Raw genomic sequence first — 14534 nt, 5'->3', positions numbered from 1 at the left:
CCGCGAGACCGCCCGCCCCGGAGTCCGGGACCGGGGCCGAGCAGCGGCAGCTCCCCCTCGAACAGGGCGGTCCGTACGGCAGCCGGCTGACCACCGGATCCAACCAGGTCGCCCTGACCTTCGACGACGGGCCGGACCCGAAGTGGACCCCGCAGACCCTGGAACTGCTCCGGCGGTACCAGGTGAAGGCTACGTTCTGTCTGGTCGGGCAGAACGCCCAGCGGTACCCGGACCTGGTCCGGGCGATCGTGGCCGAGGGACACACCCTGTGCAACCACTCCTGGAACCACGACCTGCTGCTCGGCAGCCGCTCCCCGCAGGTCATCGAGACCGACCTGCTCCGCACCAACCAGGCCATCTGGGCGGCGGCGCCCGGTGCCCGGGTCGCCTACTACCGGCAGCCCGGCGGAAACTGGACGTACCCGGTCGTCCTGATCGCCCAGGAACTCGGCATGACCGCCCTGCACTGGACCGTCGATCCGAAGGACTGGAACCGCCCCGGCGCCGGGAGCATCGCGGCCGTGGTCACCGGGAGCACGGTGCCCGGCTCGGTCGTGCTGCTGCACGATGCCGGCGGCGACCGGCAGGGCACGATCGTCGCCCTCGGCACGATCCTGCCCAACCTGGTCCGGCGTTTCCAGCTCGATGCGCTGCCCACCGGGACGGCGTGACGGGACCGTGAGCGGGACGGCGTGACGGGACCGTGAGCGGGACGGCGTGACGGGACCGTGAGCGGGCGGCCGGACAGCCGCCGGGCGGCTACCGTGACGGGCATGATCGAGCGCGACGGGACGACCGGAAGTGCGGACGCGGTCCGGGTCGGCCGGGCCGACCGGCTCACCCCGGCCGAGGTGACCGAGGTACTGGACCTGGCGGGCACCGCCACCTCGGCGGACGGCGCCGCCCCGCTCGCCGAGCACGTCCTGCTGCGGCTCCGGCACCCCGGTGCCCCCGCCACGCACCTCACGGTCCGCGACCCGGCGGGCACCCTCACCGGGTACGCCCACCTCGACCTCTCCGCACCCGGGCAGGGTGTACCGCTGGAACTGGCCGTACACCCGGCCCACCGGCACCGGGGCGTCGGCCGGGCCCTGGTGGAGACGGCCCTGGCCGCGAGCCCGGGCCGGTTGCACGCGTGGGCGCACGGCGACCATCCCTCGGCCGCCGCACTCGCCGTCGACCTCGGCTTCACCCGGACCCGGCTGCTCTGGCAACTCCGTCGACCCCTCGGCGCCGACCTGCCGGACCCGGTCCTGCCCGACGGGGTGGCCCTGCGCGCCTTCGCCCCCGGGGTGGACGACGCCGCCTGGCTGGCGTTGAACGCCCGCGCCTTCGCCGATCACCCCGAACAGGGCCGGTTCGACCAGGAGGATCTGCGGGTACGGATGGCCGAGCCGTGGTTCGACCCGGCCGGTTTCCTGCTCGCCGTGGAGGCGTCGACCGGCAGGCTGCTCGGCTTCCACTGGACGAAGATCCACGGCCCCGACCCGGCTGCCGGCGCCGGTGCGACGCACCGTCCCGCTGCCGGCCGGATCGGCGAGGTCTACGTGCTCGGGGTGGACCCGGATGCCCACCGGGGCGGCCTGGGCCGGGCACTGACCAGCGCCGGACTGGCGTACCTGCGGGCGCAGGGGCTGGACCGGGTGATGCTCTACGTCGACGACGAGAACGCCCGGGCGGTGGCGCTGTACGAGCGGCTCGGCTTCGCCCGCTGGACCGCCCACGTCGTCTACCAGTCGTAAGGAAGGGCCCCCTGTTAACGCTTTCGGTATAGGAGGGGCCCTTCTTAACAACCGCCCCCTGAGCCCCTCAGTTCACACAACGGACAACTGACCCTCAGCTGTCGGCCACCGGACCGGCCGCACCTGTTCACCTCACGTTCACCCACGACCGGCGAACCGGCTACCTGGCGCTCCTAACTTGCGTATCAGCCGGTCAGCGGCTGGCGCCCGGGGAACCGTCCCGGCGCTTTCGAAGACGTGAAGGGAAACCCCTCAGGTGAAGCTCCAGCGGCACGGCACGCTCGCCTGCCTCGCTCTTACCGCGACGCTTGCTCTCAGTGCTTGTGGCTCGGACAACAACGAGCCCGCCGGCGCCTCGGCTTCCGGACCGGCCTCGGCCGCCGCCAACTGCGCCACCGGCACCCTCAACGCCCAGGGCTCCTCGGCCCAGAAGAACGCCATGGCCGAGTGGATCAAGAAGTACCAGCAGCAGTGCCAGGGCGTGACCATCAACTACGAGCCCTCCGGCTCCGGGGCGGGCATCCAGGCGTTCATCGCCGGTACCGCCGACTTCGCCGGCTCCGACTCGGCCCTGAAGGACGAGGAGAAGCCGAAGGCGGACGCCAAGTGCGTCGGTGGGGCCGCGATCAACCTGCCGATGGTGATCGGCCCGGTGGCGGTGGCCTTCAACGTCAACGGCGTGGACAACCTCCAGCTCAAGCCGGCCACCCTGGCGAAGATCTTCGCCGGCAAGATCACCAAGTGGGACGACGCGGCGATCAAGGCCGACAACCCGGGTGCCGCCCTGCCGGCCACCGCCATCCAGACGGTGCACCGGTCGGACTCCTCGGGTACCACCGACAACTTCACCGACTTCCTGACCAAGACCTCCGAGGCCGACTGGACCTTCGGCAAGGCCAAGGAGTGGAAGGCCCCGGGCGGTACCGGCGCCAAGGGCTCGGACGGTGTGGCCAGCCGGGTCAAGGGTGCCGACGGCACCATCGGCTACATGGAGTGGTCGTTCGCCGAGAACTCCGGGCTGAAGATCGCCAAGATCGGTAACGGTGCGGGCGAGTTCGCCGAGCTGACCGCCGAGTCCGCCGGCAAGACCATCGCCGGTGCCGAGATCGTCGGCCAGGGCGACGACCTCAAGATGAAGATCGACTACAACACCAAGGAGGCCGGGGCGTACCCGATCGTCCTGGTGACCTACGAGATCGTGTGCAGCAAGGGCCTCGCCGCCGACAAGCTGCCGCTGGTCAAGGGCTTCCTCGGCTACACCGCCAGCACCGAGGGCCAGGCCGCGCTGACCGAGCTGGGCTACGCCCCGCTGCCGGAGAGCGTCCGCGCCAAGGTCGAGACCGCGGTCAAGAACATCGCCTGACCGACCCCCGTCCCCTGGAGATTCCTCCGTCAACGAAGCGAGCGAGCAGATGGGTGACACCCCTCCCCGCTCGGCCGACGCCGGCACCGGCGCGTCGCGCGTGATCACCGATCACGCCCGGCCCGCCGGTGCCTCGGCGCGTCCGGCCGAGGACGTACCGACCAGCCGTACCCCGGGCGGGGGTGCCCTCGGCGGAGGCGGCGGGCTGCCCCGACGCCGGGCCTTCGGTGCCGAACGCGCCTTCCGTGGCCTGACCCTCGCCGCCGGTACGGCGGTCCTCGTGGTCATCGTCGCGATCGCGGTCTTCCTGGTCGCCAAGGCGGTACCGGCACTACGCGCCAACACGGTGAGCTTCTGGACCTTCGAGGGCTGGTTCCCCAACGACCCCGAACCCCGGTTCGGGATCGGGGCGCTGGCCTTCGGCACCGTGCTGAGCGCCGTGCTGGCGCTGCTGGTGGCGGTACCGGTGGCGCTGGGCATCGCGCTGTACCTGTCGCACTACGCGCCCCGCCGGCTCGGCAACGCCCTCGGTTTCCTGATCGACCTGCTCGCCGCCGTACCCAGCGTGGTGTTCGGGCTCTGGGGCCGGGACTACTTCTCCGGCCCGGTCGCCGACCTGTCCGCCTGGCTGAACCGGTACTTCGGGTGGCTGCCGCTCTTCGGCGGCGACGGCCCGTACGGCGCCTCGATGCTGCTCGGCGCCCTGGTACTGGCGATCATGGTGCTGCCGATCATCACCTCGCTCTCCCGCGAGGTGTTCCGGCAGACCCCGACCGCCAACGAGGAGGCCGCCCTCGCCCTGGGCGCCACCCGCTGGGAGATGATCCGCACCGCCGTGCTGCCGTACGGCCGGCCCGGGGTGATCGCCGCGGTGATGCTCGGCCTGGGCCGCGCCCTCGGCGAGACGATCGCCCTGGCGCTGACCCTCGGCATCACCTTCAACATCTCGTTCAACATCATCGACAACGGCGGTAACACCATCGCCGCGAACATCGCGAACGCCTTCGGCGAGGCCAACGACACCGGCCGGGGCGCGCTGATCGCCTCCGGTCTGATGCTCTTCGCGATCACCCTGATCGTCAACATCACCGCGCGGGCGATCATCCACCGTCGCCGGGAGTTCACGGAGTCGGCCGCATGAGCGAGCACAACGAGGTGACGGCATGAGCACCCTGACCACACCCTCTCCCCGGGCGGTGGACCTGCGGGCCCGCCGGCTGCCCGGGTACGCCCCGATCGGCATCGCCGCGGCGGCGCTCGCGCTCGCGGCGGCGGCCGTCTACGGCGGCGGCATCGGCGGACCGGTCCTCGTCGTCGTCCTCGGCGCGGTCCTCTACCTGGCCGGACTCTACGCGGCCAGCAACGCGGTCGAGGGGCGCCGGGCGGCCCGCAACCGCACCTGGAGCGCCCTGATCCACTCGGCGTTCGTGCTCGCCGTCCTGCCGCTGGCCTCGGTGGTCTGGACCCTGGTCAGCAAGGGCGCGGAGCGGCTGGACGGCAACTTCTTCGGCACCTCGATGAACAACATCGGCGCCCGGGACCCGAACGGCGGCGCCTACCACGCCATCGTCGGCACGCTGGAGCAGGTCGGCATCGCCACCCTGATCACCGTGCCGCTCGGCATCCTCTGCGCGATCTACGTCGTCGAGTACGGCCGGGGCCGGTTCGCCTTCGCGATCCGGTTCTTCGTCGACGTGATGACCGGTATCCCGTCGATCGTCTCCGGCCTGTTCGTGCTGGCCTTCTGGGTGCTGATCGTGTCGCCGGTGTTCAACGACGGTCGGCCCGGCTTCTCCGGCTTCGCCGCCGCGCTCGCGTTGAGCGTGCTGATGCTGCCCACCATCGTGCGCTCCACCGAGGAGATGCTGCGGCTCGTGCCGGCCCCGCTGCGGGAGGGCGCGTACGCGCTCGGCGTACCGAAGTGGAAGACCATCCTGCGGGTGGTCCTGCCGACCGCGCTGCCCGGCATCGTCACCGGCGTGATGCTCGCCATCGCCCGCGCGGCCGGGGAGACCGCCCCGGTCCTGCTCGTCGCGGGCGGCGGTGCGGCGATCAACCTCAACCCGTTCGAGAACAACCAGTCGTCCCTCGCGCTCTTCGTCTACCAGCAGGCCGGTGACGCGTCCCGGTACGCCCCGGCGCGGGCCTGGACGGCGGCCCTCACCCTGGTCGCCCTGGTCCTGATCCTGACGGTCGCGGCGAAGCTGCTCGCCCGGCGGAACCAGCTGAGCCGATGAACACCGGAGGTACCACCACCATGGCCAAGCGCATCGAAGCCACCAACGTGACCGCGTACTACGGGGCGTTCAAGGCGATCGAGAACATCAACATGACCGTCGAACCGAAGACGGTGACCGCCCTGATCGGCCCGTCCGGCTGCGGCAAGTCGACCTTCCTCCGGTCGATCAACCGGATGCACGAGGTGCTGCCCGGGGCCCGGGTGGAGGGCAGCCTGACCATCGACGGCCAGGACGTCTACGACCGGGACGTGGACGTCACGGCGGTCCGCCGGATGATCGGCATGGTCTTCCAGCGGCCCAACCCGTTCCCCACCATGTCCATCTTCGAGAACGTGGTCGCCGGGCTGCGGCTCAACGGGGTCAAGAAGAAGTCGGTACTCACCGACGCCGCCGAGAAGGCGCTGCGCGCCGCCAACCTCTGGGACGAGGTCAAGGACCGGCTGGGCAAGCCGGGCGCCGGCCTCTCCGGCGGTCAGCAGCAGCGGCTCTGCATCGCCCGGACCATCGCGGTCGAGCCGCAGGTGGTGCTGATGGACGAGCCCTGCTCGGCCCTGGACCCGATCTCCACGCTGGCGATCGAGGAGCTGATGTTCCAGCTCAAGGACCAGTACACGATCATCATCGTGACGCACAACATGCAGCAGGCGTCCCGGGTGTCGGACCGTACCGCGTTCTTCTCGATCGAGAAGACCGGTGACCCGGGCCGGCTGATCGAGTACGACAACACCCAGAAGATCTTCACCAACCCGAGCGTGAAGAAGACCGAGGACTACATCACCGGCCGCTTCGGCTGAGGCCGCCGGTTAGGAAGGGCCCCTTCCTATCGCTTTCGGTATAGGAAGGGGCCCTTCCTAACAGGTCAGCACATCAGCAGCTCAGCGCAGCACGAAGCGGGGTTCGCCGTCGGCGGGCAGCTCCAGCCGGGGCGTGACCGGGGTGGCCGCGTCCCGGGTGTCCGCAGCGGCCAGCACCCCGGCCAGGTCACCCGCGGCGGCCACCTCGGTCAGGGTGACCAGGGTCGGCGGCAGCATGGCGAGTTCCCCGGCCGCCGCGCGGGCCAGGGCGTCCGCCGGGCGTACCCACATGGTGTGGTCGGCCTCGCCGGAGACGTCCCGGGTCCGCTGCCCCTCGGGCAGCAGGGCCACGAAGAAGTACGTGTCGAAGCGGCGCGGCTCGAACTCCGGGGTGATCCACCGGCTCCACGGCCGCAGCAGGTCCGAACGGAACGTCAGGTCCCGCCCGGCGAGCAGGTCCGCGAAGCGCAGCTCCCGACGGACCAGCGCGGACCGGGCCGACTCCCAGTCGTCGGAGCTGACGTCACCGACCACGGTCCGCGCGGCCGGGCCGGCGAGCAGCACGCCCGCCTCCTCGAAGACCTCGCGGGCGGCGGCGCACACCACCGCCTGGGCCGGGCCGGCGGCCAGTCCCAGCCGGTCACCCCAGTGCGCCGGTGACGGACCCGACCAGTCCAGGTGCACCTGCGAGTCGGAGGGGTCCACCCCCCCGCCCGGGAAGGCGTACATGCCACCGAAGGCCATCGCCGCCACCCGACGGATCAGGTACACCTCGAAGTCGGTGCCGGCGGGGCGGAGCAGGAGCACGGTGGCCGCGACCCGTGGGGTGGCCGGGACACCGCCCTCGGCGTGGAACCGGCGGGCGTGCTCGACCAGTGCCGGCGGCGCCCCGAAGGTACGGGCGGCGGAATCGGGTCGGTGCGCGGTCGGCTGCTCACTGTCGAGGGTCATTCCGCGAGCGTAGTGCGCCGTCCTGTCCAGTGGGCGGCACGGCTGCCGCCCCCGGGTTCTCGGTTAGCGTTCCGGGCATGACGCGTTGGGGAATCCTGGCCACCGGAAACATCGCCGGCCGTTTCGTCGAGGACCTGCGGCTGCTGCCGGACGCGGAGGTGGTGGCCGTCGGTTCCCGTACCGTCGAGTCGGCCCGGCTCTTCGCCGAGCGGCACGGCATCGGGCGGGCCTACGGCTCCTGGTCGGAGCTGGCCGCCGACGACGACCTGGACGTGGTGTACGTCGCCACCCCGCACTCCGCGCACCACGAGGCGACCATGACCTGCCTGGCCGCCGGTCGGGCGGTACTGGTGGAGAAGCCGATCACCCTGGACCGGGCCGGGGCGGTGGAACTGGTCGAGACCGCGCGGAGCCGCGACGTCTTCCTGATGGAGGCGATGTGGATGCGCTGCAACCCGCTGGTCCGGCGGGTACGCGAGCTGATCGCGGACGGGGCGATCGGCACGCTCACCGGCGTACAGGCCGACTTCGGGGTGGCCGGACCGTTCCCGCCGGAGCACCGGATGCGCAACCGGCTGCTCGGCGGTGGCGCCCTGCTGGACCTCGGGGTGTACCCGGTCAGCCTGGCCCACCTGCTGCTCGGGGTGCCGGACCACGTCACGGCGTGGGCGAAGCTCGGCCCGGAGGGCGTCGACGAGAACACCGGCATCGTGCTCGGGTACGACTCGGGGGCGGTCGCCACGCTGAGCTGCGGCATGCTCGGGCTGACCGGGATCACCGCCGCGGTCACCGGGACCCTCGGCCGGATCGAGCTGCCGTCGCCGTTCTTCCGGCCCGGGCACGCGGTGCTGCACCGGCTGGGCGCCGAGCCGGAGACGGTCCCCGGTGAGCTGGTCGGCAACGGGTACCAGGACGAGGCGGCCGAGGTGCAGCGCTGCCTCGCGGCCGGGCTGCGGGAGAGTCCGCTCGTGCCGCACAGCGTCACCCTGGAGGTGATGACCCTCCTCGACGACATCCGGGAGCGGATCGGCGTCAGCTACACCTGAGGTGTCAGGACGAACGGTCCGGGGGCACCCCGGCGCAGCATGCGCCGCCGGACCGTTCGCAAGGGCCCCTTCCTGTCGTTTCCGGTACAGGAAGGGGCCCTTCTTAACGCGTCACACCGGGCGACCGGCGGTGCCCGCCTCAGGCTGATCGGTGCCGCCTCGACTGAGACGTGCTGCCTCAGCTGAAGAACGGCCGGACCAGGAAGTACATGATCGCGCCGATCGATCCGGCGGCCGGGAAGGTCAGTACCCAAGCCCCGACGATGTTGCCCGCCACCCCCCACCGGACGGCGGAGAGCCGCTTGGTGGCCCCGACGCCCATGATGGCCGAGGTGATGGTGTGGGTGGTCGAGATCGGGGCGCCGAGCACCAGGGCGTTGAAGTAGAGCACCGAGCTGGCCACGGTCTCGGCGGCGAACCCCTCCGGCGGCTTGAGGTCGATGATCCGCCGACCGAGGGTACGGATGATCCGCCAACCACCGGCGTAGGTGCCGGCGGCGAGGACGGCGGCCGAGGTCCAGAAGGCCCACTCCGGGATGAAGCCCGGGTCGTCCTGGTACCCGCCGACGTAGAGGGCCAGCACGACGATGCCGATGGTCTTGGCGGCGTCCTGCATGCCGTGACCGACCGACATGGCGGCGGCCGAGGCGGTCTGCGCCCAGCGGAAGCCCCGGTTCAGCTTGCCCGGGTGCCCCTTCCGGAAGATCCACTGCACGGCGATCATGACGATGTACCCGAGCAGGAAGCCCACCATCGGGGAGAGCACCATCGGGAGGATGACGTCCTCCGCGATGCCCGTCCAGAGCACGGTGCCGGCGGCGGCCAGGGTCGAGCCGACCAGGCCGCCGATCAGGGCGTGCGACGACGAGGACGGCAGCCCGAAGTACCAGGTGATCAGGTTCCAGGTGATGGCGCCGATGACACCGGCGAAGACGATGCCGAGGCTGGCCGTACCGGTCGGGAGTTTGACCAGGCCGCTGCCGACGGTCTTGGCGACCTCGGCGCCGAAGTGCGCGCCGATGAAGTTGCCGACCGCAGCCATGGCGAGCGCCACCCGGGGGGTCAGGGCCCGGGTGGAGATGCTGGTCGCGATCGCGTTTGCGGCGTCGTGGAAGCCGTTGGTGTAGTCGAACGCCAGCGCTACCAAGATCACCGCCAGTACGGCGATGAGTTCCGGGGACACTGGCTCAGGACTCCTTGACCGCGATGGTCTCGATTGTGTTCGCCACGTGCTCGAAGGCGTCGCAGGCCGCCTCCAGCTCGTCGGCGACCTCCTTCATCTTCAGCACCGTCAGCGCGTCGTACTCGCCGGAGAAGAGCCGGACCAGCAGCATCCGGTACGCCTGGTCGCCGTCGTTCTCCAGCCGGTTGCACTCGATCCAGTAGTCCTCGAGAGCCTTCATCGTCCTCAGCCTCGGCATCGCCTCGGCGGTCAGCTTCGCCTGCAGGTCGAGGACGTTGACCAGTTCGTGCATCTCACGCGGCAGCGACGGCAGCTTGGTGAGCCCGTAGAGGTAGAGCAGGTTGCCGACCGCCTCCAGGTGGTCCATCACGTCGTCGAGCTGCGACCCGAGACGGTAGATGTCCTCCCGATCGAAGGGCGTGATGAACGTAGAGTTGATCTTCTTGAAGAGATCGTGGGTGATCTGGTCGCTGTCGTGCTCGACCTCGGTGAGCCGCTCGCTGACCGACTGCACGTCGACCCCCGGCAGGCTCAGCTCGTTGAGGAGCTCGGTACCCCGCACCAGGTTCTGCGCGGCCCTGGTGAAGAGCTCGTAGAAGGCGCCCTCGCTGGGGCGGAAGGAAAACTTCACGGCACGGACCTCGTTGCGTCGGTGGACGGGTGGCGGGTTCCCGAGGGCGGGCTGCCCTGGGGAATGCTAGGAAACAGGAAAACGGCCCATCAGCCGGCCCACCCCTGGCCAACCCGTATTCACTGCTCGTTCACCTGCCGTTCATCTTGCCCCGCGTGGGCGCCGGTGCGGGTCCGGTTCGGGGTCGCTCCGGTGGGCCCGGGTACCCGCCCGGCACCCTGCGCCGGTACCGCCGCCGCGCGGCCGTGCGCCACACGCCCGGGCTCCGCCACACGCCCGGGCTCCGCCACACGCCCGGGCTCCGCCACACGCCCGGGCTCCGCCACCGGCCCGGGACGCGCCACCGGCCCTGCCGCCGCCGGATGGTCCGCCGCTCGCCACCCCGGCTCCTCCGCCGCGAGGCGGCGCCGCTCGTGAGCCACGTCGAAGGTGGGCGGCGGGTACCCGAGGTCGAGGGTGGCAAAGGTCTCACGGAGCAGGTGGGCGACCGCCCAGTCCCGGTACCACTTCCGGTCGGCGGGGACCACGTACCAGGGGGCACGGTCGCTGTCACAGCGGCCGAGCGCCTCCGCGTACGCCGTCTGGTAGTCCCCCCAACGGGCCCGGGCGTCCACGTCCGCCGGATCGTACTTCCAGTACTTGCGCGGGTCGGTGAGCCGTTGCAGGAGCCGTTCCCGCTGCTCCGCGTAGGAGATGTGCAGCATCACCTTCATCAGGGTGACCCCGGCCTCGGCCAGTTCCCGTTCGAAGGCGTTGATCTGGTCGTACCGGGCCCGCCAGACCGGCTCCGGGGTGACCTTCGCCACCCGGGCCACCAGTACGTCCTCGTAGTGCGAGCGGTTGAAGACGCCGACCCGGCCGGGTGGCGGCAGTGCCCGCCGGATCCGCCACAGGAAGTCGTGCCGCTGCTCCTCGGGAGTCGGCGGCCCGAAGGACCTGATGTGCAGGCCCAGCGGGTTCATCGCACCGGCCACCCGCTTGACCACCCCGTCCTTACCGCCACAGTCCATCGCCTGGAGCACCAGCAGCACCCGGCGACCGTCGGACCGGTCGGCTTTCGCACCCGCGAAGAGCATCTCCTGGTGCGCTGCGAGGTACGCCCCGATCCGGGCGACCTCGCCCCGGGCCCAGGTCTTCCGGTCCCCGCCGGTCACGTCCGGGCCGGGCAGCCCCGGGGTGGACCGGGGATCGACAGCGGCCAGGTCAACCAGGCCGTCGTCGCCGGGTACCGCCCGGAGCAGGTCACGAAGGGAGCCGCCCCGGGGGCTGAGGTTGCCATCGCTCATCGCCCGATCATCACGCACCCGGCGCCGTCCCGCCCGTCGACCGGAGACGTCCAACGCTGCCGACCGAAGAACCGACCGGAGACGCCCAGGGCCGTCGCCCCGAGACGCCCAGGGCAGCCGACCGGAGACGCCCAGGGCGGACGCCAGCGGGAAGAGTTGTTAACAAGGGGCCCTTCCTCTACCGAAAACGTTAAGCGGGGGCCCTTCCTTACACTGCCGGGGTGCGGGAGCTGGTGGCGGAATTCGAGGCGGAACGGGCCCATCTGACGGCGGTCGCCTACCGGATGCTGGGCAGCCGCAGCGAGGCGGAGGACGCCGTCCAGGAGACCTGGCTGCGGTACGCGCACGCGTTCGCCGATCCGGCGTACCGGGCCGAGGTCCGCGAACCGCGCGCCTGGCTGACCACCACCACCGCGCGGATCTGCCTGGACGTCCTGCGGTCGGCGCGGGTACGCCGGGAGACGTACCCGGGCCAGTGGCTGCCCGAGCCGGTCGTCAGCCGGCTGCCGGCCGGGGCGGCGACGGGCGGGTTCGCGCCCGACCCGGCGGAGCGGGTCGCCCGCACCGACGAGGTCGGGTTGGCGCTGCTGGTGGTACTGGAGCAGCTCACCCCGGAGCAGCGGGTCGCCTTCGTGCTGCACGACATCTTCGGCACCCCGTTCGCGGAGGTCGCCGCCGTGCTGGGTACCACCCCGGCCGCCGCCCGCCAGCTCGCCTCCCGGGCCCGCCGGACGGTGAGTGACCCGGGGGCACCCCGGCACACCGCCGGTCCGGCGGAGCAGCGGCGGGTGGTCGAGGCGTTCCTACGGGCCGCCGAGAGCGGGGACCTGGCCGGCCTGCTGGCGGTGCTCGCGCCGGGGGTGGTCCTGGTGGGCGACAGTGGCGGGCACTTCCCGTCGGCCCTGCGTCCGGTGCTCGGCGCGGACCGGGTGGCCCGGTTCTGGATCGGGGTGGCCCGGCCGTCGCCGCTCGCCGTCCGGGGCGAGCAGTGGTACCGCCCGGTGCTGGTCAACGGGAGCCTCGGGCTGCTGGCCGAAATGGTCCACCGGGACGGTCGACTGTGGCGCAGCGTGGTCTCGTTCGCCGTCGACGGGGGGCGGATCACCCACGTCTACCAGCAGTCCAATCCCGACAAGCTGCGCGGGGTGGCCCGACTGGCCGACCTGGAGGGCTGACCGTCGGCAGGACCGGGGTCGGTCGCTCAGACCACCAGGGCCAGCCATTTCCGGTACGCGGTGGCGAACGGCTCGGTGCCGTCCCCCAGCACGGTGAACAGCCACCGGGCCGCCGCCTCGGCCTCGACCACCAGGTCGTCCGGGTAGCCGAACCGGGCCCGGTGCTCGGCGAACTCGTCCTCGTCGCGCAGCTCGACGGCACCGGTCGCCCGGCGCCGCACCACGTCGAGGTCGAGGTCGATCAGGTGCACCGTGTCGTCGCCCTCCCAGCGGGCCTGGCTGGCGATGTCGCAGTAGACCTCACTGGTCCTCGGCGGCGGGTTGAACATGCCGGTCCACCAGCCCTGGTGCGGCACGAGCAGCACGAACGGGATCTGCTCCACCGAGGGTCGACCGTGGTAGATGGACCTGGTGCCGGCCTGCACACCGAGCCAGACCCCCAGGTCGTCCTCGGCCAGCCGGCGGGCCGGGTAGTCGCGGTGGGGGGTGCCGTCGTACTTGCGGTAGATCACCCGCACCACATCGCTCGACATGCACCGCAGACTATCCGATACCGCCCGGCCGGCGCCCCTGGGAATAGACCGGGCGCCGTCGATCGGTTCCGAAGAGTGACCTCCGGTCGGGGTGGCGTGCGGGGCACGGTGTCGGCGGCGTTGGGTACCGTCCAACGGTGACCGCGCCCCGCACCACCCTCGGTTTCCCGAAGTCCGTCCAGGCCGGGCGGCGGCGCTCGGGCAACCGGCCCACCGGTGTCGAGTTGCTCACCGCAGCGGTGGAGACGGTGCCCGGCGGCGCCACCCGCCCGGGCCAGCAGCAGATGACGGTCGCCATCTCGGAGAGCATCTCCTCCGGCGAGCACCTGCTGGTCCAGGCCGGTACGGGTACCGGCAAGTCGCTGGCGTACCTGGCTCCCGCGCTGACCGTGGACGGCCCGGTCGTGGTCTCCACGGCGACCCTGGCCCTCCAGTCCCAGTTGGTCGAGCACGACCTGCCCCGGCTCGCCGACGCGGTGGAGCCGTTGCTGAAGCGGCGGCCCACCTTCGCGGTGCTCAAGGGCCGGCACCACTATCTCTGCCTGGCCCGGTTGGACAGCTCGACGGAGGAGGAGCCGGGGGACGCCCTCTTCGACGCCCCGGGCGGGGACGGCGGTGGTGGCGGCCTGCGCTGGCTGGGTGAGACGGGTCGGCTGGGCAAGCAGATCCAACGGGTACGCGACTGGGCCATGGAGACCGAGACCGGCGACCGGGACGAGCTGGACCCGGGCGTGGACGACCAGGTGTGGCGGACGGTGTCGATGCCCGCCCGGGAGTGCGTCGGTGCCGGGCGGTGCCCCTTCGGGGCGGAGTGCTTCGCGGAGGCGTCCCGGGCCCGCGCCCGGGAGGCGGACATCGTGGTCACCAACCACAGCCTGCTCGCCGTCGACATGCTCGCCGGCCGGCAGATCGTCCCGCCGCACAAGCTGCTGATCGTCGACGAGGCGCACGAGCTGGTCGACCGGGTGTCGTCGGCGGCGCAGGCCGAGCTGGTGCCGGAGCTGATCGACCGGGCGGCCCGCCGGGCCCGGCCGCTGTTGAAGCCGGAGACCGCCGAGGCGCTGGTCGAGGCGGCCGACGCGTTGTCGGTGGGGCTGACCGAGACCCCTGCCGGCCGGATCACCGCCGGGCTGCCGGCCGCCCTGGCCGAGGCGTGCACCCTGCTGGACGCGGCGACCCGGGCGGCGTTGGAGGCGATCGGCGACGTGAAGGCCGACGATCCCGATCCGGTCCGCAAGCAGCAGGCGAAGGCGGTGCTGGACGAGCTGTCGAAGACCGCGCAGCGGCTGCTGGAGGAGGCCGACCACGACGTGGCGTGGGTGGAGAAGCCGGAGGGCGCCGGCTCCGGGCGACGGGCGCTGGTCGTCGCGCCGCTCTCCGTCGCGGGCACGCTCGCCACCCACCTGTACGACGAGCGCACCGTGGTCGCCACCTCGGCCACCCTGACCCTGGGCGGACGGTTCGACACGGTGGCCCGGGCCCTGGGGTTGGCCACCACGGAGTCCACCCCGTCCCCGGCCGCGCAGGCGCAGGCCGCCTCGACCCGGGGGGCCGGCGGGGCGGCGGGACGCGACGGCGCCACGTCGGTCC

General features: G+C 71.9%; 14 protein-coding genes. 9 read left to right on the top strand and 5 right to left on the bottom strand.

Features of this window, described 5'->3' with window-relative positions; translation table 11 throughout:
• The 6 genes from GSF22_RS20195 to pstB all read left to right on the top strand — a co-directional run.
• The coding region (locus GSF22_RS20195; protein WP_208815283.1) for a polysaccharide deacetylase family protein at positions 1–671 on the top strand (671 nt) is incomplete at its 5' end.
• A gap of 102 nt (positions 672–773) precedes the next feature.
• Complete coding sequence (mshD, locus tag GSF22_RS20190) at positions 774–1742, top strand: mycothiol synthase (RefSeq protein WP_208815282.1); 969 nt, start codon at positions 774–776, stop codon at positions 1740–1742.
• 256 nt (positions 1743–1998) lie between these two features.
• Positions 1999–3105 carry a phosphate ABC transporter substrate-binding protein PstS gene (pstS, locus tag GSF22_RS20185; protein ID WP_208815281.1) on the top strand — a complete coding sequence of 369 codons (1107 nt, stop codon included), beginning with the start codon at positions 1999–2001 and terminating at the stop codon, positions 3103–3105.
• Positions 3106–3154: 49 nt separating this feature from the next.
• The gene (pstC, locus tag GSF22_RS20180) at positions 3155–4246 is read left to right on the top strand and encodes a phosphate ABC transporter permease subunit PstC (protein WP_208815280.1); all 1092 of its coding nucleotides are present in this window, start codon (positions 3155–3157) and stop codon (positions 4244–4246) included.
• Positions 4247–4268: 22 nt separating this feature from the next.
• A complete protein-coding gene (gene pstA / locus GSF22_RS20175; RefSeq protein ID WP_208815279.1) occupies positions 4269–5342 on the top strand; it encodes a phosphate ABC transporter permease PstA in 1074 nt (357 codons plus the stop codon).
• A 20-nt stretch (positions 5343–5362) separates the two neighbouring features.
• Positions 5363–6139 (top strand): phosphate ABC transporter ATP-binding protein PstB, encoded by a 777-nt coding sequence (gene pstB, locus GSF22_RS20170; protein WP_208815284.1) that lies wholly within the window; start codon positions 5363–5365, stop codon positions 6137–6139.
• 81 nt (positions 6140–6220) lie between these two features.
• Here pstB and GSF22_RS20165 read toward each other — a convergent pair whose 3' ends face one another.
• A complete protein-coding gene (locus GSF22_RS20165) occupies positions 6221–7090 on the bottom strand; it encodes an NUDIX hydrolase (protein ID WP_208815278.1) in 870 nt (289 codons plus the stop codon).
• Between the two features lie 77 nt (positions 7091–7167).
• Between GSF22_RS20165 and GSF22_RS20160 the strand changes: the two genes are divergently transcribed.
• Positions 7168–8136, top strand: coding sequence for a Gfo/Idh/MocA family protein (locus GSF22_RS20160; protein WP_208815277.1), 969 nt, complete (start codon positions 7168–7170; stop codon positions 8134–8136).
• A gap of 178 nt (positions 8137–8314) precedes the next feature.
• Here the strand turns inward: GSF22_RS20160 and GSF22_RS20155 are convergent, their stop codons facing one another.
• From GSF22_RS20155 to GSF22_RS20145, 3 genes are all read right to left on the bottom strand, one after another.
• Positions 8315–9319 carry an inorganic phosphate transporter gene (locus tag GSF22_RS20155; RefSeq protein WP_208815276.1) on the bottom strand — a complete coding sequence of 335 codons (1005 nt, stop codon included), beginning with the start codon at positions 9317–9319 and terminating at the stop codon, positions 8315–8317.
• A gap of 4 nt (positions 9320–9323) precedes the next feature.
• Positions 9324–9950: a DUF47 domain-containing protein gene (locus GSF22_RS20150; protein WP_208815275.1), complete on the bottom strand. Its 627-nt coding sequence runs from the start codon at positions 9948–9950 to the stop codon at positions 9324–9326.
• Between the two features lie 119 nt (positions 9951–10069).
• The gene (locus GSF22_RS20145; RefSeq protein ID WP_307804153.1) at positions 10070–11236 is read right to left on the bottom strand and encodes a PPK2 family polyphosphate kinase; all 1167 of its coding nucleotides are present in this window, start codon (positions 11234–11236) and stop codon (positions 10070–10072) included.
• A gap of 221 nt (positions 11237–11457) precedes the next feature.
• On the opposite strand from GSF22_RS20145, the gene sigJ reads away from it, so the two are divergent.
• Entirely contained in the window at positions 11458–12411 is a 954-nt protein-coding gene (gene sigJ / locus GSF22_RS20140; protein WP_208815274.1) for an RNA polymerase sigma factor SigJ, read from the top strand.
• A gap of 26 nt (positions 12412–12437) precedes the next feature.
• Here sigJ and GSF22_RS20135 read toward each other — a convergent pair whose 3' ends face one another.
• On the bottom strand, positions 12438–12944 hold the full coding sequence (locus GSF22_RS20135; RefSeq protein ID WP_208815273.1) for a DUF402 domain-containing protein: 507 nt from the start codon (positions 12942–12944) through the stop codon (positions 12438–12440).
• A gap of 137 nt (positions 12945–13081) precedes the next feature.
• On the opposite strand from GSF22_RS20135, the gene GSF22_RS20130 reads away from it, so the two are divergent.
• The coding region (locus GSF22_RS20130; RefSeq protein WP_307804151.1) for an ATP-dependent DNA helicase at positions 13082–14534 on the top strand (1453 nt) is incomplete at its 3' end.

It is taken from the genome of Micromonospora echinofusca (assembly GCF_017614955.1).
GTDB classification, from domain to species: domain Bacteria; phylum Actinomycetota; class Actinomycetes; order Mycobacteriales; family Micromonosporaceae; genus Micromonospora; species Micromonospora echinofusca_A.
Note: the sequence above shows the minus strand (reverse complement) of the source record. Positions and strands in the feature narration are given on the sequence as shown.